Here is a 17,715-nt window from a genome sequence, read left to right as displayed (position 1 = left end):
CGTTTCGATCAGTGATCGACGGCAACAATATTGCTCTTAATTGAAATATAAAACAATAAAAGACCGAGCAATCTTGCCACCACTGCCACTTTGCGAAGCGCTGATTCCGTAGCAGAATGCTGTCCCTGCGTGGTGACGATCAGCCATGCGGCAATGCTCACTTCCCACGCCAAGGCCCAGGACAGCACCCATTCGATGACGCTCACTGCCCTGCAAAAACGTGTCGCCCGCGAGATCATCGCCTACGTTCGCCACGAGCGGCTGCCGGTGGGCCACCACCTTGCCGAATCACAGCTGGCGCAAACGCTGAACACCTCGCGTACACCGGTGAAATTAGTGCTGGGCCACCTCACCGAACGCGGCATGCTCAAACATGACCGCAACCGCGGCTTCTTCCTCGCCCGCGCCGCGGACGACCTCAACGATCTGGTGCTGGAAATCGCCGAGGCCGAAGAGCATTCGGTGTACATGAAATTCGTCGAGCTGCGCGTGGCGCGGCAGCTCCCAGAGCACATCAGCGAAATCGACTTGATGCGCCAGTTCGATGTGTCGCGCAGCGAGCTGCGTTCGGCGTTGCTGCGCATGCAGCAAGAAGGCTGGGCAGAGCAACGCACCGGCCAGGGCTGGAAGATGCTGCCGGTGATCGACTCGGTGGAAGCCTACGAGGAAAGCTTCACCTTTCGCGTGACCATCGAGCCGGCGGGCCTGCTGTCACCGACCTTCCAGGTCGACCAGAAGGTGCTGGCGCTGTGTCGCCAGCAGCAGGAATACATCGCCGAGACGGGCTATTTGAGCATGACCACCCAGGAGCTGTTCGAGGCTAACTCGAAATTCCACGAAATCCTTGCCGGGTTCTCGGGCAACCGCTTTCTGCTGCAATCGCTGAAACGCCTGAACGGCCTGCGCAGGCTGGTGGAGTACCGCGTTGATCTGCCGCGCCCGACGCGCCGCAAACAGGTGCTGGAGCACCTGGAAATCCTCGACCTGATCGAACGTGGCGATCGCCTTGGCGCAGCAGATAGGCTGCGCGCCCACCTCGAAGGTGCCAGACGTAACAAGCTCAATCCGGCGCTACTGGAACGGCTCGGCCTGCAGAGCGAGGACTGAAGTGCTCTACAGCTGGGCGCGCTGCTCGCGAGCGAAGCGCATCAGCGCTGGATAGAACGCGCTGAAGTCATCACTGAGCGGCTCATACAGACCACGCAGATCTTCCAGCCCACCGTCCAGCAAGCCCGGTCGTGACAAACGCCGCGACATGCCGGCGATCACCTGCTCCAACACCTCGAAATCCCGGTAGCTGCCGAGCCAGTCCTGCGCAGCCATGCGCGGGGCGATGTGCTGCAGGTTGCCCGGCAACTGCGCCTCGGCGGCCAGCACACCATACACACGGCTGGTAAAACGCTGCAGCGGTTGATCGCTGTACTGCTGCCAATCGCGCGCCAGGCAGTGATCGAAAAACAAATCGAGGAAAATTCCGGCAACGCGCCGACGCTGTGCCGGAAAACGCGCACGGGCCTGCGCCTGCAGCGGGTGACTGTCGGTAAAAGCGTCGATTCGCCGGTGCAGCGCGATGCCCGCCTCGATGGCGGCCGGCCATTGCCCGGCCAGCGGCCCTTTGACGAAATCGCCATAGAGGCTGCCGAGTAGCTCGGCGGGCGCGTCGCCGCCCAAGTGCAAGTGTGCGAGGTAATTCATGTCGGGCAGCTTAAATCTTCAGGCTGCGCGTAGCGAGTGCCCGTCCATCACGCCGGTCGATAGGCACTATCTGCCTGAACGATCTGTATATCGCCAAGCTCCGATATACAGTTCGCCGCATCGCGATATTGCGTTGCACCGATATCAGGAGAGTTCATGAGCGCTGCCGACATCGATCTCGACGAGGTGATCAAGGCCATTGCCCACCCCGTACGCAGGGACATCCTGCGCTGGCTCAAGGAGCCGGAGGCGTACTTCGTCCAGCAGGACCACGCGTTCGACATCGGCGTGTGTGCCGGCAAATTCGACGAACGCACCGGGCTGTCGCAATCCACGGTATCGGCGCACCTGGCCACCCTGCAGCGCGCTGGCCTGGTGACCAGCCGCAAGGTCGGCCAGTGGAATTTCTTCAAGCGCAACGACGCCACCATCGCCGCCTTCCTTCGCCTGCTCGGCGAACAACTCTGAACCACGCCCCCTACTCAAGGAGCTGATGGCATGCCCGCCGCCCTACTCGTCCTCGCCTTGTCGTCATTCGCGATCGGCACCACCGAATTCGTCATCATGGGCCTGCTGCCTGAAGTCGCCGCCGACCTGGGCGTGTCGATTCCTGGCGCCGGCTGGCTGGTCACCGGTTACGCCCTGGGCGTAGCGCTGGGTGCACCGTTCATGGCCCTGGTCACCTCCAGTTGGCCGCGCAAGGCCGCATTGCTGACACTGATGAGCATCTTCATCGCCGGCAACCTGTTCTGTGCCATGGCCAGCGACTACCAGATGCTGATGGTCGCCAGGGTGATTACCGCCCTGTGCCACGGCGCCTTCTTCGGCATCGGCTCGGTGGTGGCCGCCAGCCTGGTACCGGCCAACCGCCGCGCCTCGGCGGTGGCGATGATGTTCACCGGCCTGACCCTGGCCAACGTATTGGGCGTTCCGCTGGGCACGGCCCTCGGCCAGGCAGCCGGCTGGCGCTCGACCTTCTGGGCGGTGACCCTGATCGGCGTGATTGCCTTGATCGGCCTGTGGCTGGCCCTGCCGCGCCGTACCGACGAGCCGCGCGCCAACCTGCGCCGTGAGATTGCAGCACTGCGCGGCGGCGGCTTGTGGCTGGCGCTGAGCACCACAGCGCTGTTCGCCGCCTCGATGTTCACGCTGTTCACCTATATCGCGCCACTGCTCGGTGAAGTCACCGGCGTATCGCCGCGCGGGGTGACCTGGACGCTGCTACTGATCGGCCTCGGCCTGACGCTCGGCAATGTGCTCGGCGGCCGCCTGGCGGACCGCAACCTGAAGCGCACGCTGCTCGGTGTGTTCCTCGCGATGGCGGTGATATCCACGCTATTCAGCTGGAGCAGCCAGGCACTGATCCCGGCAGAAATCACCCTGTTTCTCTGGGCCGTGGCCGCCTTTGCTGCCGTGCCTGCTCTGCAAGTCAACGTGGTCACCTACGGCGCCGCTGCGCCGACCCTGGTGTCGACCCTGAACATCGGCGCTTTCAATCTAGGCAATGCCCTGGGCGCATGGGTCGGCGGGCTGGTGATCGCCGGTGGCTACGGCCTTACCAGCGTGCCGCTGGCCGCCGCCCTGCTGGCCGGCCTGGCGCTGATCGCCACCTTGCTGACCTTTTCCACCCGAACACCCGCTCTGCACACCGTACTCAACGAATAACCCCGAGGATCAAGGCTATGACCACATTGTTCGACCCGATCAAGATCGGCGACCTGGAACTCGCCAACCGCATCATCATGGCGCCTCTGACCCGCTGCCGCGCCGACGAAGGCCGCGTGCCCAATGCGCTGATGGCCGAGTACTACGTACAGCGCGCCTCGGCCGGCCTGATCATCAGCGAGGCCACCTCGGTCACGCCGATGGGTGTGGGCTACCCGAATACCCCGGGCATCTGGTCCGATGACCAGGTGCGCGGCTGGAGCGCGGTGACCAAGGCCGTGCATGCCAACGGCGGCAAGATCGTGCTGCAGCTGTGGCACGTCGGGCGGATTTCCGACCCGTCCTACCTGGACGGCGAGCTACCCGTCGCGCCGAGCGCCATCAAGCCCTCCGGCCACGTCAGCCTGATTCGTCCGATGAAGGATTACGTGACCCCGCGCGCCCTGGAAAGCGAAGAACTCGCCGATGTCGTCGAGGCCTACCGCCAGGGTGCGGAAAATGCCAAGGCGGCCGGTTTCGATGGCGTGGAAATCCATGCTGCCAACGGTTACCTGCTCGACCAGTTCCTGCAGGACAGCACCAACCAGCGCACCGACAACTACGGCGGCTCGCTGGAAAACCGTGCACGCCTGCTGCTGGATGTCACCGATGCGGTGCTCAGCGTTTGGCAACCGGGCCGTGTCGGCGTACACCTGGCGCCACGTGCGGACAGCCACGACATGGGCGACTCCGACCGCGCGAAAACTTTCACCTACGTGGCCCGTGAGCTCGGCAAACGCAACATCGCCTTCCTCTGCGCCCGCGAACGGGAAGCCGACGACAGCCTGTCGCCAAGCCTGAAAGAAGCCTTTGGCGGCGTATTCATCGCCAACGAGCGCTTCTCCAAGGAGCAAGCGAATGCCTGGCTGGCCAGCGGCAAAGCGGATGCCGTTGCATTCGGTGTGCCCTTTATCGCCAACCCGGACCTGCCCGAGCGCCTACGCCAGGACGCGCCGTTGAACGAAGCACACAGTGATACCTTCTACGCCCCCGGCCCGGTTGGTTATATCGACTACCCGCGCCTGTGACATTCACTGCGCAATAAAAAAGGCCCGCGTTCTCACGCGGGCCTTTTCGTATCGGCGCCAATCCGACTTAGCGAGCGTCGATTTGCTGCTGCAGGTTCTGTATCTGCGCCTGCAGGGTATTCACGCTGCGCGTGGTCTGCGCGCGGAACGCATCGAACTCGGCCGTGCCGCTGTTGTTGCTGGGCGCCGGGCGATTATCCAGCTGGCTCTTGAGCACGAGCAAGTCCTGCTCCAGGCGGTCGACGGCCGGATTGGTTGCGTTGCCGGCTTTCTTCAAGGCGTCGACTTCACCCGTCAGGCTCTTGACCTGAGCGGCCAGCTTGCCGGCGTCCCCTTGGACGCTTTTCAACGTGGCCAGCTCGCTCTTAACGGCTGCCAGTTCGCTTTTCAGCGAGCCCTGCTCGGTGCTCAGCGTTTTCAGGCTGTCGTCGTACTTGCCGCTGTCGCCCTGTTGCGCCTTGAGGTCGGCGACCAACTGTTCGATGCGTTTGTCCTGGCCACTCTGCTGACCACCCGCGGCCTGTTGCTGCTTGGTCAGTTCGGCGACCTTGTTCTCCAGCTGACGCACTTGCAGGCGCAAGGCCTCGCTGCCGGTGGTGACGTTGGATTCAGCTGCCACCACCTTGCCGGAGATGTCCTGAATGCGGCCTGCCGCCTCCTCGCTGATACGCGCGAAGCTCTCCTGGGTGGCGACCAGTTGCTGTTCCATCAGGTTGATCTGCTGAAAGCTCCACCAGCCTACGGCGCCCAGCGCGATGCTCAGCGCACCGACCAGCGCCCACAGCGGGCCAGTGCTGGGCGCACGCGGTGCGGCTGCCGCCTTGGCGGGCGCCGCGGCACGGGCGTAGGGCTGCGGCTCGGGGTCGAAATCATCCTGATCACGCGGATCCGGCTTCAGGCTGGGCACGTCATCGAAGTCGTCGTGGGCATCGTTACGCATGAGAAAGACCTTGAGAAAACCACGGTGGGGGCAGATTGCCGCGCAGTATACCGATTCGCACGGGGCGCTTCAGTGTCGCACCTCGCGAAGGAAGCGCGGCAATGCCACAAGACCTGCATGGAGCCGCTGAGGTTCCGTGGCAGCCTGCCGACCGGAACGGCATTGCCTAACTCTGCGCCCGCCACCAGCGGCAGAACTCGTCCAGCGCCGACCACAGATCGGCCTTGGCCTCGTAGTGCAGCTGTTCCCGCGCCTGGCTGATATCGAGAGAGAAGTTGCGACTCATGACGTCCACCGTCAGCCTCGATATCGCAGGCTCGGGACGCCCTGGCAGCACGCTGCAAAGGCCTTCGTTGAGCGTTGCCACACTGCGCGCCAGGCTGATCGGCACATGGCGGGTGACCACTGGCAGTTCGAGCTGGCGCAGCACGTAATTGACCACATCCCAGAGTGGCACTGGCGCGCCGTTGCTGATGTTATAGGCTTTGCCTAGCGCCGGCCCGGCGGCCAGTAACGCATTGAACAGTGCCTCGTTGAGGTTGTGCACGCTGGTGAAGTCGACCTTGTTCAGCCCGTTGCCGATGATCGCCAGGCGCTTCTTGCGCTGCATGGCGATCAACCGCGGAAAGATGCTCACATCACCCGCGCCGGTGACGAAGCGTGGGCGCAACGCGATTACTTCCAGACCGAACTCCTGCCCACCAAACAACCGCTGTTCAGCCAGGAACTTGGTGCGTGCGTAATGGCTGGAGAAACGCTTGGGCACCTGTTCTTCGCGCAGGCCGACATGATCGCGTCCATCGAAATAGATCGACGGCGACGACAGGTGAACGAGCCGGCGGACCCGGCGCTTGAGGCACGCCTCGATGACATTCTCGGTCAGCAGTACATTGCCGCGGTGGAAGCTGTCGTAGCGGCCCCAAACGCCGACGGCCCCGGCGCAATGCACCACAGCCTCGACGTCGCTGCACAGCGACAGGGCTACTTCTGGATCGCTCAGGTCACCGGACACGAACTGCGCGCCGCGGCGCACCAGGTGCTCCACCGCGTCTTCGCGGCGCCCGGTCACACGCACGTCGAGCCCTTGCTCCAGGGCAAACCGAGCAAAGCGCCCGCCGATGAAACCGCTTGCTCCGGTGACTAAAATCTTCATTACATTCTCCGCTCGCTCGTCGGCGCACTATAAAACTATCGCTACGGGGCAGACCAAGTACAACCTGTCCAAGCCTCGCGAGCCACAGCCGGCGCCCGGCGAGGCGAAAGCGGGCGAAGAAGTGCAGTTGCTTGTTATACCGAGCTTTCTGAGCCCGACATCAACGCAGCATCACCGACGTGCAGCAGGCATCGAGCAGGCTCTTACGCCAACGGCACCAGATAATCGCCGGCATGACGATGCAAATGCCCGGTCAGGCGGTCGAGCAGTTCGCCGCCATTGCGCCAGTGATGCCAGTACAGCGGCACGTCGATGGGCCGGTCGGCGAGCAGCTCGACCAACGCGCCGCTGGCCATCGCTTCGTGCACTTGTGGCTCGGGCACCATGCCCCACCCGAGCCCTTCGGCAGTCAGGCGAACGAAGCCTTCCGAGGACGGACACAGGTGATGCAGAAAGCTGCCCGTCAGGCCGAGTTCATTCAGGTAGCGGTGCTGCAACTGGTCGTCCGGGCCGAACACGATAGCCGGCACCCGCGCCAATCGTTCGGCCGTCACGCCCTGTGGAAAGTGCCGGGCGATAAACTGCGGGTTGGCCATGGCCCGATAGCGCATGGCGCCGAGCGCCAGGCTGCGCGCACCGGACACCGGTCGCTCCGCGGCGCACACACAGGCGGCGACGTCGCCAGCGCGCATGCGCTTGAGGCCGACTTGCTGATCCTCGACGACCAATTCCAGCAGCACGCGGTGGCTCGCGCAGAACTCCGCTACGGCCTTCGCCCACCAAGTGGCCAGACTGTCAGCATTGACCGCAATGCGCAGCCGCTGGGTTTCACCCTCGGCCTCCAAAGCGGGTACCTGCTCCTGCAGGTCACGCTCGAGCAGTCGCACCTGCTGCACGTGGTTAAGCAGACGCCGACCGACATCGGTAGGCGTCGGCGGCATCGCGCGCAGCAATACCGGTTGGCCAACACGTGCTTCCAGCAGCTTGATGCGCTGCGACACCGCCGACTGCGAAAGACCCAGCACCTGGGCGCCGCGCTCGAAGCCGGCTTGTTCGACGACCGCCGCAAGGGCGGCCAGCAACTTGTAATCGAGCAATCGATTTTCCTAATGCGTGATCAGCAATATTGTTTTTCCTTATACAAGCAATCCTCGCAGACTGACAGCCATCTCATTTCTGCTCAGGATGTCATCGCGCATGTCAGGTTTCGGCAACTTCGTATTTTCCACTCCGCTACAGGGGCACTGAACATGTGGCAGAGCTACAGCAATGGCTTGTTGATCACCGCCGGCCTGATCGTCGCCCTCGGGGCGCAGAACGCCTTCGTCCTCGCTCAGAGCTTGCGCCGCGAGCACCATCTGCCGGTGGCGCTGCTGTGCATCGTCTGCGACGCGCTGCTGATAAGCGCCGGCGTGTTTGGCCTGGCCACCCTGCTGCTGCAGAGCGAGCTGCTGTTGAGCGTTGCCCGCTGGGGCGGCGCGGCGTTTCTGCTCTGGTACGGCGCCCAGGCCCTGCACCGCGCTTGCCGGCCTAGCGCACTGCAGGTCGAGGGTGCCGCGCCGCGTTCGCTGCGCGCCGTGTTGCTGGCAACGCTCGCCGTGACGTTGCTCAACCCGCACGTCTATCTGGATACAGTGCTGCTGATTGGCTCGCTCGGCGCTCAGCAGAGTGTCCCCGAGGCTTATGCAGCCGGTGCAGCCAGCGCGTCGCTGGTGTGGTTTTCGTGCCTGGCGCTTGGCGCGGCCTGGCTGGCACCCTGGCTGGCCCGCCCGCTGACCTGGCGAATCATCGACCTGAGCGTGGCGGCGATGATGTTCGCCATCGCCTGGCAGCTGATCGCCAACCCGCTGTAACCGGCGCCGGGGCAGGCCCGGCGTGCACGCCGGTGATATGCTGCGGCCCCGTCGAAACCTGCCGGAGTGCCTGTGCCAACCAGCGTCTTTGTCATGGTGATCGCCTCGGCCGCGCTGCATGCCGGCTGGAACGCGTTGCTGAAAATCGGTCTGGATCGCTTCCTCACCGCCTCGCTGATCCAGATCGGCGCGGGTGCCATCGCGCTGCTCGCCCTGCCCTTCGTGCCCATGCCTAATGCCGCGGCATGGCCGTGGATCGTGCTCTCGGCGCTGTTACACATCGGCTACAACGTATTTCTCAGCCGCGCGTATCAGTACGGCGACCTCGGTCAGGTCTACCCGCTGTCGCGCGGCAGCTCGCCACTGTTGGTGGCCGGGCTGTCGGTTCTGCTGCTTGGTGAGGTGCTGCCAGGCGGGCAACTGTTCGGGCTGGCTGTGCTGGTTGCCGGTATCTGGCTGATGGCGGTACGTGGCGGCAGCGGCAAGGCCAGTCGCGGCCTGCTGCTGTGTGCGCTTATGACCGCCCTGTTCATTGCCAGCTATACCCTCGCCGATGCCAGTGGCGCGCGTGCCAATGGTGATCCACTGTCCTATTCGCTGTGGCTGTTCACCGTGAACGGCTTGGTGATGGCGCTGGTGATCCTCGGCCAGCGCGGCCCACGTGTCGTTCGCGAACTGGGCCCGCACTGGCGCGCCGGGCTGGTGGGCGGCGGCATGTCAATGCTTGCCTACACGATCGTCATCTGGGCAATGACTCAGGCGCCTGTGGCGCTGGTATCCGCCTTGCGCGAAACCAGCGTGGTGTTCGCGTTGCTGATCGGTCGCCTGTGGCTGGGCGAAAGCCTGCCGCCGATTCGGTTGCTCGCCTGCCTGATCATCCTTGCGGGTGTCGCGTTGATGAAGCTCGCCTGAGGGCCTGACAAGCGAAACGCTTAAGTCGTCGTCGAGCCCTCTAGCACCGCTTTCCCGCACAGTTGCCGCGTGGTTATGCGCTAGCCCCGGTGCTATGATCGCTGCCCTGCGTCGCAAAGGGTATAAACCCGCCGACGCATGTTTGGCCGCCCGTGATCGGCCTTGCGCTCATCGCAACTGACCTGATTAGGAGAATCACCATGGCTTTCGAATTGCCGCCGCTGCCTTATGCACACGATGCTCTGCAGCCGCACATCTCCAAGGAAACTCTGGAGTTCCACCACGACAAGCACCACAACACCTATGTCGTGAACCTGAACAACCTCGTGCCTGGCACCGAGTTCGAAGGCAAGAGCCTCGAAGAAATCGTCAAGACCTCTTCCGGCGGCATCTTCAACAACGCTGCCCAGGTGTGGAACCACACCTTCTACTGGAACTGCCTGAGCCCCAACGGTGGCGGTCAGCCTACCGGCGAACTGGCCGCGGCGATCGACAAGGCCTTCGGCTCGTTCGACAAATTCAAAGAAGAGTTCAGCAAGGTCAGCATCGGTACCTTCGGTTCCGGCTGGGGCTGGCTGGTCAAGAAAGCTGACGGTTCCCTGGCATTGTCCAGCACCATCGGCGCCGGTTGCCCGCTCACCGCTGGCGACACCCCGCTGCTGACCTGCGATGTGTGGGAGCACGCTTACTACATCGACTACCGCAACGTCCGTCCGAAATATGTCGAGGCGTTCTGGAATCTGGTCAACTGGGACTTCGTCGCGAAGAACTTTACGGCCTGATCCCAGCCGCAACGCTTGCCAGCAAGCCCGCGGTGTTACATAGAGATGCCCTCCTGATGCGAGTCAGGGGGGCATTTTTGCCTGAGGGGTTACAGGGTGCGACAGGTGGTGATCTGAAAGTATCGACAGACGGTCCTCAAGTACTGGTTACAGTCTCCGAAACAATGCGGGTTGGCGTGGTCAAGAGGACGCACCAGCATGCGCAACCACTCAAGTCTTTGACTGCCACCGCGACTTTGCCAATACTCAACTCAATCACGCGATCAGGTAACGCATAAGGAACTGCCATTTGAAGCTGGAACTCAAGCACAGCCTGTCCGTGAAACTGCTTCGCGTGGTGCTGTTGTCCGCGCTTGCGGTCGGTGTGCTGCTGAGCCTTGGGCAGATCGTCTTCGATGTCTACAAGACCCGCCACTCGATCACCAGCGATGCCCAGCGCATTCTCGGCATGTTCCGCGATCCCTCGACGCAAGCGGTCTACAGCCTGGACCGGGAAATGGGCATGCAGGTCGTCGAAGGCCTGTTTCAACACGAATCGGTGCGCCAGGCCTCAATCGGCCACCCCGGCGAACAGATGCTCGCGCAGCGAGACCGGCCGTTGGCCGAGCTGCCCACTCGCTGGCTTACTGACCCCATCCTCGGTGAAGAACAGCACTTCTCCATTCGCCTGGTCGGCCGCGAGCCATACAACGAATACTACGGCGACCTGAACATCACACTCGACACCGCTCTGTACGGCGAGAGCTTCGTCACCAACTCGGTGATCATCTTCATTTCCGGCGTATTGCGCGCACTTGCCATGGGCCTAGTGCTGTACCTGGTGTATTACTGGCTGCTTACCAAGCCGCTGACCAAGATCATCGAACACCTGAGCCGTATCAACCCGGACCGCCCCAGCGAGCACAAGCTGCCGATGCTCGCTGGCAACGAGAAGAACGAGCTTGGGCTATGGATCAACACGGCGAACCAGCTGCTCGCCTCGATCGAACGCAACACCCGCCTGCGCCACGATGCGGAGAACAGCCTGCAGCGCATGGCCCAGTACGACTTCCTCACCAGCCTGCCGAATCGCCAACAGCTGCAGCAGCAGCTCGATCAGATCCTCGAAGATGCCGGGCGCCTGCAGCGCCGCGTCGCGGTGCTGTGTGTCGGGCTGGACGATTTCAAAGGCATCAACGAACAGTTCAGCTACCAGACCGGCGACCAGTTGCTGCTGGCACTGTCTGACCGTTTGCGCAGCCACAGCGGTCGGCTGGGTGCCCTGGCACGTTTGGGTGGCGACCAATTCGTTCTGGTTCAGGCCGATATCGAGCAGCCCTACGAGGCAGCGGAACTGGCGCAGAGCGTGCTGGACGATCTCGAGGCGCCATTCGTGCTCGATGACCATCAGGTGCAGCTGCGCGCCACCATCGGCATTACCCTGTTCCCGGAGGACGGCGACAGCCCCGAGAAGCTGTTGCAGAAAGCCGAGCAGACCATGACCCTGGCGAAGAGCCGGTCGCGCAGCCGTTACCAGTTCTATATCGCCAGCGTCGACAGTGAAATGCGTCGCCGCCGCGAGCTGGAAAAGGATCTGCGTGATGCGCTGGTGCTGAACCAGCTGCACGTGGTCTACCAGCCGCAGGTCAGCTATGCCGATCACCGCGTGGTGGGTGTCGAGGCGCTGCTGCGCTGGCAGCATCCGCAGCATGGCCTGGTGGCGCCGGATCTGTTCATTCCGTTGGCCGAGCAGAACGGCAGCATCATCGCGATTGGCGAGTGGGTGTTGGACCAGACGTGCCGGCAGTTGCGTGAGTGGCACGATCAGGGTTACGACGACCTGCGCATGGCAGTCAATCTGTCCACCGTGCAGCTTCATCACGCCGAGCTGCCGCGGGTGGTTCACAACCTGATGCAGATGTACCGCCTGCCGGCGCGCAGCCTCGAGCTGGAAGTCACCGAAACCGGCCTGATGGAAGACATCAGCACAGCGGCCCAACACCTGCTCAGCCTGCGCCGCTCCGGCGCGCTGATCGCCATCGACGACTTCGGCACTGGCTATTCGTCACTGAGTTACCTGAAGAGCCTGCCGCTGGACAAGATCAAGATCGACAAGAGCTTCGTGCAGGACCTGCTCGACGACGAGGACGATGCGACCATCGTTCGCGCCATCATTCAGCTCGGCAAAAGCCTGGGCATGCAGGTCATTGCCGAAGGCGTGGAAACCGCCGAGCAGGAGGCGTACATCATCGCCCAGGGTTGCCACGAAGGTCAGGGCTACTTCTACAGCCGACCGTTGCCGGCTCGCGAACTGACCCAATACCTCAAGCAGTCCACCCGCACGTTGCAACGCATTAACCCCGCCACCCTGTAATACCAGCGCCGCGCCTGCTGACCAAGAATCAGCGGGCGCTGAATGGGCGGTCGCACATCAAGCCTTTGCGTAAAATGAAAATCTTTCGCATTATGTCGCAGCTCGCGTGGCCTACCACTCGCGCTCCCCATTAACAGCAAAGGATTTCGTCATGATTCGTATGCCCCTGGCCTCTGCCAGCCTGCTGACCATCGCCATCGCTCTGGCGGGCTGCGGCGAAGACAAAGCGCCTGCCAACCAAGCCGCCGCCCCGGCCGAGCAAGCGAGCACCAGCAGCGCGCCAGCAGCAGCCAGCGCTTTCGACGAAGCCGCTGCACAGGCCGTGGTCAAGCACTACGCCGACATCGCATCCGCTGTGTTCGACGACGCCGCCAGCACCGCCAAGACCCTGCAGCAGGCGGTCGACGCCCTGCTCGCCACGCCGAATGACGAAACCCTCAAGGCTGCCCGCCAAGCCTGGCTGGCAGCCCGCGTGCCGTACATGCAGAGCGAAGTGTTCCGTTTCGGCAACACCATCGTCGACGACTGGGAAGGACAGGTTAACGCCTGGCCCCTGGACGAAGGCCTGATCGACTATGTGGATAGCGACTACCAGCACGCGCTGGGCAACCCGGGCGCCAGCGCCAACATCATCGCCAACACCGAGATTCAGGTTGGCGAAGACAAACTCGACGTCACTGAAATCACCCCCGATCTGCTCGCCAGCCTGAACGAGCTGGGCGGCTCCGAAGCGAACGTCGCCACCGGTTACCACGCCATCGAATTCCTGCTCTGGGGCCAGGATCTGAACGGCACCGGCCCAGGTGCAGGCGAGCGTCCGGCTACCGACTACGTGGTAGGCGATGGTGCCACCGGCGGTCACAATGAGCGTCGTCGTGCCTACCTGAAGGCCGCTACCGAGCTGCTGGTCGCCGACCTCGACGAGATGGCCGGCCAGTGGAAAGCCGGCGTTGCCGACAACTACCGCGCCACGCTGGAAAGCGAATCCGCCGAGAACGGTCTGCGCAAGATGCTCTTCGGCATGGGCAGCCTGTCCCTCGGCGAGCTGGCTGGCGAACGCATGAAGGTCGCGCTGGAAGCCAACTCCACTGAAGACGAGCACGACTGCTTCAGCGACAACACCCACAACTCGCACTTCTACAACGGCAAAGGCATTCGCAATGTCTACCTGGGCGAGTACAAGAAGGCCGACGGCAGCACCCTGAGCGGCCCGGGCCTGTCGTCGCTGGTCGCCAAGGCAGACGCCGCAGCCGACAGCACCTTGAAAGCAGACCTGGAAGCCACCGAAGCCAAGCTGCAGGCTCTGGTCGACAGCGCCGAGAAAGGCCAGCATTTCGACCAGCTGATTGCTGCTGATAATGCCGAAGGCCAGCAACTGGTACGTGACGCCATTGCTGCTCTGGTCAAGCAGACCGGCGCCATCGAGCAGGCTGCCGGCAAACTGGGCATCAGCGATCTGAACCCGGACACCGCCGATCACGAGTTCTGATCGAAAACGCTCAGCTGTAACGTAACAAGCCGATGCGACTCACCTCGCATCGGCTTTTTTATGTGCCCATTACCGCTGCACATGCAAATCCATCTTATTTAAATCTCCATAGGCTGCTAAGATTCTCGCCCTTCTGATCAGCTGTTTCAGGTCTCTTGATGCCTGCGTCACCCAGTCGTCTGCTGTCGCTACTGGCACTGTCCTGTGCGCTGGCCGCTTGCGACCAATCCCCGACCTTTACTGCTGCCGAGCCTGGCGAAGCGTTGTCCGCCGGTACGGCCAGCGTGTCACGCAACGACCACAACGCCTTCTCCTTGCCCTCGGCCAACCTCAAGGCCGAACGCCGCCTGGATTTCAGCGTAGGCAATAGCTTCTTCCGCAGCCCTTGGGTAATCGCACCGTCAACCACTACGGCACGAGACGGGTTGGGCCCGCTGCTCAATACCAACGCCTGCCAGAACTGCCACATTCGCGACGGCCGTGGCCACCCGCCCGAACCTGGCAGCGTTAATGCGGTGTCAATGCTGGTGCGCCTGTCGATTCCAGCTGGTGATGTCGATGCGTGGATCATCGAGCGCCAGGGTGTTCTGCCCGAGCCCAAGTACGGCGCGCAATTGCAGGATATGGCCAACCCTGGCGTCGCGCCCGAGGGCAAGGTGCGCGTCGAGTACAGCACGCATAACGTACAGTTCGCCGATGGCTTCAACGTCGAGCTGCGCACGCCGCAGCTGACTATCACCCAGCTGGGCTACGGGCCGATGCACCCGGATACGCTGTTCTCAGCGCGAATCGCGCCACCGATGATCGGGCTGGGGCTGCTTGAAGCGATACCCGAGTCGGCCATTCTGGCCCATGCAGACCCTGAAGACCGGGACGGCGACAGTATTGCCGGCCAACCCAACTGGGTCTGGGACGATGCGCAGCAGAAGACCGTACTAGGCCGTTTCGGCTGGAAGGCCGGCCAGCCGACCCTCAATCAGCAGAATGCGCATGCTTTCGCCCATGACATGGGCCTGACCAGCAGCCTGGTGCCAAAGGATCAGTGCACCGAGGCGCAGACGGCTTGTGGCCAGGCGCCCAACGGCGGCGAACCGGAGGTCAGCGACAACATCATGCGCCTGGTGCTGTTCTACACCCGCAACCTCGGCGTACCGACGCGGCGTAAAGTGGACGACACCGAGGTGCTGGTCGGCAAGACGCTGTTCCACCGTGCAGGCTGCCAGGGTTGCCACACGCCGAGCTTCGTCACCGCCGCCGACGCTGCTGAGCCGGAGCTGGCCAACCAGACCATTCGCCCCTACACCGATCTGCTCCTGCACGACATGGGCGATGGGTTGGCCGATGGCCGCAGCGAGTTTCGCGCTAACGGCAGACAATGGCGTACCGCGCCGTTGTGGGGCATCGGTCTGACCAAGACGATCAGCGGCCACAACCAGTTTCTGCATGACGGCCGCGCACGCAACCTGCTCGAAGCCATCGCCTGGCATGGCGGTGAAGCTGAAGCGGCCAAGCGCCACGTACTGACATTTTCCAGCGAGGAGCGCGCCGCGCTTCTGGCGTTTCTGAACTCACTGTAAGGAGTCGCGCATGATCCGTTCTCCGCTGACCATCACCCTGCTGGGCCTGGCTCTGGCAGCCTGCTCACCCACCGATCCGCAAACCACGGTCAGTGGCGCACTCGCCGATGGCGTGCTGCTGCCCTCCCACACGGTCTGGAAGGAAGCCGACGTTGCGTTGGCCACCAGCGCCAAGGCGTTCTGCGCGGGCGAAGAGGATCTGCCTACCGCACGCCAGGCCTTCCTCACTGCCCAGAGCGCCTGGGCAAGCCTGCAACCGCTGGCTGTCGGCCCGCTTACCGAGGGCAACCGCGCCTGGCAGGTGCAGTTCTGGCCGGACAAGAAAAATCTGGTAGCCCGCCAGGTGCAGGCGCTGATCAACACCAAGCCTGCGCTCACTGCCGCTGATCTGGAGAAATCCAGTGTCGTCGTTCAAGGGCTGACGGCCTACGAGTACCTGATGTTCGATCCTGACATCAACCTGCAAGACGCCACGCAAAAATCCCGCTACTGCCCGCTGCTGGTGGCCATCGGCGAACATCAGCAGGCGTTGGCAAGTACCGTCGTCGCGCAATGGCAGGGCGAAACGGGCGCGCTGAACCAGTTCAAGCTGTTCCCCAACGATCGTTACGCGGAGGCCGGCGAAGCCATATCCGATCTGTTGCGCACCCAGGTCAGCGCCCTCGACGGCCTGAAGAAAAAGCTCGGTGCACCGTTGGGCCGGCAGAGCAAGGGCGCGCCGCAGCCTTACCAGGCCGAGGCCTGGCGCAGCCAAGCCAGCCTGGCGAACCTGGGCGCAGCGCTGTCCAGTGCCGAACAACTCTGGCATGGCGCCAACAAGGACGGCATCCAAGCCCTGCTCGATAGCGATCAGGACGCGCTCAAGCAGCGCATCGATGCCGCTTACGCCGATGCCCGGCAAAAGCTCGCGGGCCTGAAGCAACCGCTCAGCGATTTGCTCGCAGACGATGCCGGCAGGCAGGCGCTCAACACCTTCTACGACAGCCTCAACGTGCTGCATCGCCTGCATGAAGGCGAGCTGGCACGGGCGCTGGGCATCCAGCTGGGCTTCAACGCGCACGACGGAGACTGATTCATGGCGATCAAACGCAGAGCCTTTCTCGGCCTGAGCGCAGCGGTTCTGGCCGCTGGCGCTGTGGGCGGCTGGAAGCTGAGCCACGACGGCGGCCAGCCGCTGCTGCTGTCGGCGCGCAATGATGAAGGCGGCAAGCACTATGCGGTCGGCTACCGGCTTGATGGCCAGCGCGCCTTCGCCACTCAGGTCAGCGAGCGCTGCCATGATGTCGTGCCACACCCGAGCCAGCCGATGGCCTTGTTCGTGGGTCGCCGCCCGAGCACCGAAAGCTACCTGATCGACACACGAGACGGCCGCCTGCTGCAGACACTGCATAGCGCACAGGATCGGCACTTTTACGGCCATGCGGTGTTCCATAAGGACGGCCAGTGGCTGTACGCCACCGAGAACGACACCACCGACCCCGGTCGCGGCGTGATGGGTGCCTATCAGCTGGAAGGCGAGCGCCTTGTGCGCCGTACCGAGCTGTCCACCCATGGCCTGGGCCCGCACCAGGTGCTGTGGATGCCCGATGGCGAAACCCTGGTGGTGGCCAATGGCGGCATCCGTACCGAGGCGGAAAGCCGGGTAGAGATGAACCTCGACGCCATGGAAGCCAGCCTGGTGCTGATGGCGCGCGACGGCACGCTGCACAGCAAGGAGCAATTGCCCGAACGGATGAACAGCGTGCGCCATTTGGCGGTGGCCAGCGACGGCACCATCGTCAGCGGCCAGCAGTACATGGGTGATGCCATGGATATCGTGCCGCTGGTCGCCATCAAACGGCCAGGCCAGCCCTTCCAGCATTTTCCGATGGCCGATGCGCAACGACAGATGATGAGCCAGTACACCGCCAGTGTGGCCGTGCACAGCGACCTGCGCCTGCTGGCGATGACCGCGCCGCGCGGTAATCGTCTGTTCATCTGGGACCTCGACAGCGGCGCGGTGCGTCTGGATGCCGCCCTGCCCGACTGCGCCGGCGTCGGCGCGGTGGAAAATGGTTTCGTGGTCAGCGCTGGCATCGGCCGCTGCCGCCTGTATGACTGCCGCAGTGAGCGCATCGCCATGCAGCCACTGGAGCTGCCCGCAGGGCTCTGGGACAACCACCTGCGCTTGGCTTGAGCAGCAAAAAAAAGACGGAAGCAGACGTAGGGTGGATGACGCTCTTTTCATCC

At 63.3% G+C, this 17,715-nt stretch carries 17 protein-coding genes; 12 read left to right on the top strand and 5 right to left on the bottom strand.

From position 1 onward, the window contains the following. Nucleotides 1–8: 8 nt before the first annotated feature. Complete coding sequence (locus BLS60_RS21430) at nt 9–161, bottom strand: hypothetical protein (RefSeq protein ID WP_167357635.1); 153 nt, start codon at nt 159–161, stop codon at nt 9–11. Between BLS60_RS21430 and BLS60_RS01450 the strand changes: the two genes are divergently transcribed. Further along, nucleotides 154–1,107 carry a GntR family transcriptional regulator gene (locus tag BLS60_RS01450; protein WP_244153340.1) on the top strand — a complete coding sequence of 318 codons (954 nt, stop codon included), beginning with the start codon at nt 154–156 and terminating at the stop codon, nt 1,105–1,107. The genes BLS60_RS21430 and BLS60_RS01450 overlap by 8 nt on opposite strands. Nucleotides 1,108–1,113: 6 nt before the next feature. On the opposite strand, the gene BLS60_RS01445 is transcribed toward BLS60_RS01450, so the two are convergent. Further along, nucleotides 1,114–1,695, bottom strand: coding sequence for an acyl carrier protein phosphodiesterase (locus BLS60_RS01445; RefSeq protein WP_092363826.1), 582 nt, complete (start codon nt 1,693–1,695; stop codon nt 1,114–1,116). 156 nt (nt 1,696–1,851) lie between these two features. Between BLS60_RS01445 and BLS60_RS01440 the strand changes: the two genes are divergently transcribed. From BLS60_RS01440 to BLS60_RS01430, 3 genes are read left to right on the top strand one after another with little or no spacing between them, the layout of a single operon-like run. Next, the gene (locus BLS60_RS01440) at nt 1,852–2,163 is read left to right on the top strand and encodes an ArsR/SmtB family transcription factor (protein WP_092363823.1); all 312 of its coding nucleotides are present in this window, start codon (nt 1,852–1,854) and stop codon (nt 2,161–2,163) included. A gap of 30 nt (nt 2,164–2,193) precedes the next feature. Then, nucleotides 2,194–3,360 (top strand): MFS transporter, encoded by a 1,167-nt coding sequence (locus BLS60_RS01435; RefSeq protein WP_092363820.1) that lies wholly within the window; start codon nt 2,194–2,196, stop codon nt 3,358–3,360. A gap of 17 nt (nt 3,361–3,377) precedes the next feature. After that, nucleotides 3,378–4,427, top strand: a complete 1,050-nt coding sequence (locus BLS60_RS01430; RefSeq protein WP_070881384.1) for an alkene reductase — start codon at nt 3,378–3,380, stop codon at nt 4,425–4,427. A 67-nt stretch (nt 4,428–4,494) separates the two neighbouring features. On the opposite strand, the gene BLS60_RS01425 is transcribed toward BLS60_RS01430, so the two are convergent. The 3 genes from BLS60_RS01425 to BLS60_RS01415 form a co-directional block, all read right to left on the bottom strand. Beyond that, on the bottom strand, nt 4,495–5,367 hold the full coding sequence (locus BLS60_RS01425; RefSeq protein ID WP_092363817.1) for an ATPase: 873 nt from the start codon (nt 5,365–5,367) through the stop codon (nt 4,495–4,497). A gap of 166 nt (nt 5,368–5,533) precedes the next feature. Then, on the bottom strand, nt 5,534–6,520 hold the full coding sequence (locus tag BLS60_RS01420) for an NAD-dependent epimerase/dehydratase family protein (RefSeq protein ID WP_092363814.1): 987 nt from the start codon (nt 6,518–6,520) through the stop codon (nt 5,534–5,536). 203 nt (nt 6,521–6,723) lie between these two features. Continuing rightward, nucleotides 6,724–7,617 (bottom strand): LysR family transcriptional regulator ArgP, encoded by an 894-nt coding sequence (locus BLS60_RS01415; RefSeq protein WP_092363811.1) that lies wholly within the window; start codon nt 7,615–7,617, stop codon nt 6,724–6,726. 153 nt (nt 7,618–7,770) lie between these two features. Here BLS60_RS01415 and BLS60_RS01410 point away from each other — a divergent pair, with 153 nt between their 5' ends. The 8 genes from BLS60_RS01410 (at nt 7,771) to BLS60_RS01375 (ending at nt 17,662) form a co-directional block, all read left to right on the top strand. Next, nucleotides 7,771–8,373: a LysE/ArgO family amino acid transporter gene (locus BLS60_RS01410; RefSeq protein WP_092363808.1), complete on the top strand. Its 603-nt coding sequence runs from the start codon at nt 7,771–7,773 to the stop codon at nt 8,371–8,373. A 72-nt stretch (nt 8,374–8,445) separates the two neighbouring features. Then, nucleotides 8,446–9,285, top strand: a complete 840-nt coding sequence (locus BLS60_RS01405; protein WP_092363804.1) for an EamA family transporter — start codon at nt 8,446–8,448, stop codon at nt 9,283–9,285. Between the two features lie 200 nt (nt 9,286–9,485). Further along, a complete protein-coding gene (locus tag BLS60_RS01400; protein ID WP_092363801.1) occupies nt 9,486–10,067 on the top strand; it encodes a superoxide dismutase in 582 nt (193 codons plus the stop codon). A 289-nt stretch (nt 10,068–10,356) separates the two neighbouring features. Further along, on the top strand, nt 10,357–12,420 hold the full coding sequence (locus BLS60_RS01395) for a putative bifunctional diguanylate cyclase/phosphodiesterase (RefSeq protein ID WP_070881377.1): 2,064 nt from the start codon (nt 10,357–10,359) through the stop codon (nt 12,418–12,420). Between the two features lie 151 nt (nt 12,421–12,571). Beyond that, complete coding sequence (locus BLS60_RS01390; RefSeq protein ID WP_092363798.1) at nt 12,572–13,909, top strand: imelysin family protein; 1,338 nt, start codon at nt 12,572–12,574, stop codon at nt 13,907–13,909. A 158-nt stretch (nt 13,910–14,067) separates the two neighbouring features. After that, nucleotides 14,068–15,486 (top strand): di-heme oxidoreductase family protein, encoded by a 1,419-nt coding sequence (locus BLS60_RS01385; RefSeq protein ID WP_092363795.1) that lies wholly within the window; start codon nt 14,068–14,070, stop codon nt 15,484–15,486. Nucleotides 15,487–15,496: 10 nt separating this feature from the next. After that, nucleotides 15,497–16,558 carry an imelysin family protein gene (locus BLS60_RS01380; protein ID WP_092363792.1) on the top strand — a complete coding sequence of 354 codons (1,062 nt, stop codon included), beginning with the start codon at nt 15,497–15,499 and terminating at the stop codon, nt 16,556–16,558. 9 nt (nt 16,559–16,567) lie between these two features. Next, nucleotides 16,568–17,662: a DUF1513 domain-containing protein gene (locus BLS60_RS01375; protein WP_070881454.1), complete on the top strand. Its 1,095-nt coding sequence runs from the start codon at nt 16,568–16,570 to the stop codon at nt 17,660–17,662. Nucleotides 17,663–17,715 lie beyond the last annotated feature (53 nt).

This window comes from Phytopseudomonas seleniipraecipitans (assembly GCF_900102335.1).
Taxonomy (GTDB): domain Bacteria; phylum Pseudomonadota; class Gammaproteobacteria; order Pseudomonadales; family Pseudomonadaceae; genus Aquipseudomonas; species Aquipseudomonas seleniipraecipitans.
The sequence above is the reverse complement of the archived record's forward strand: the minus strand, read 5'-3'. Positions and strand labels throughout refer to the sequence as shown.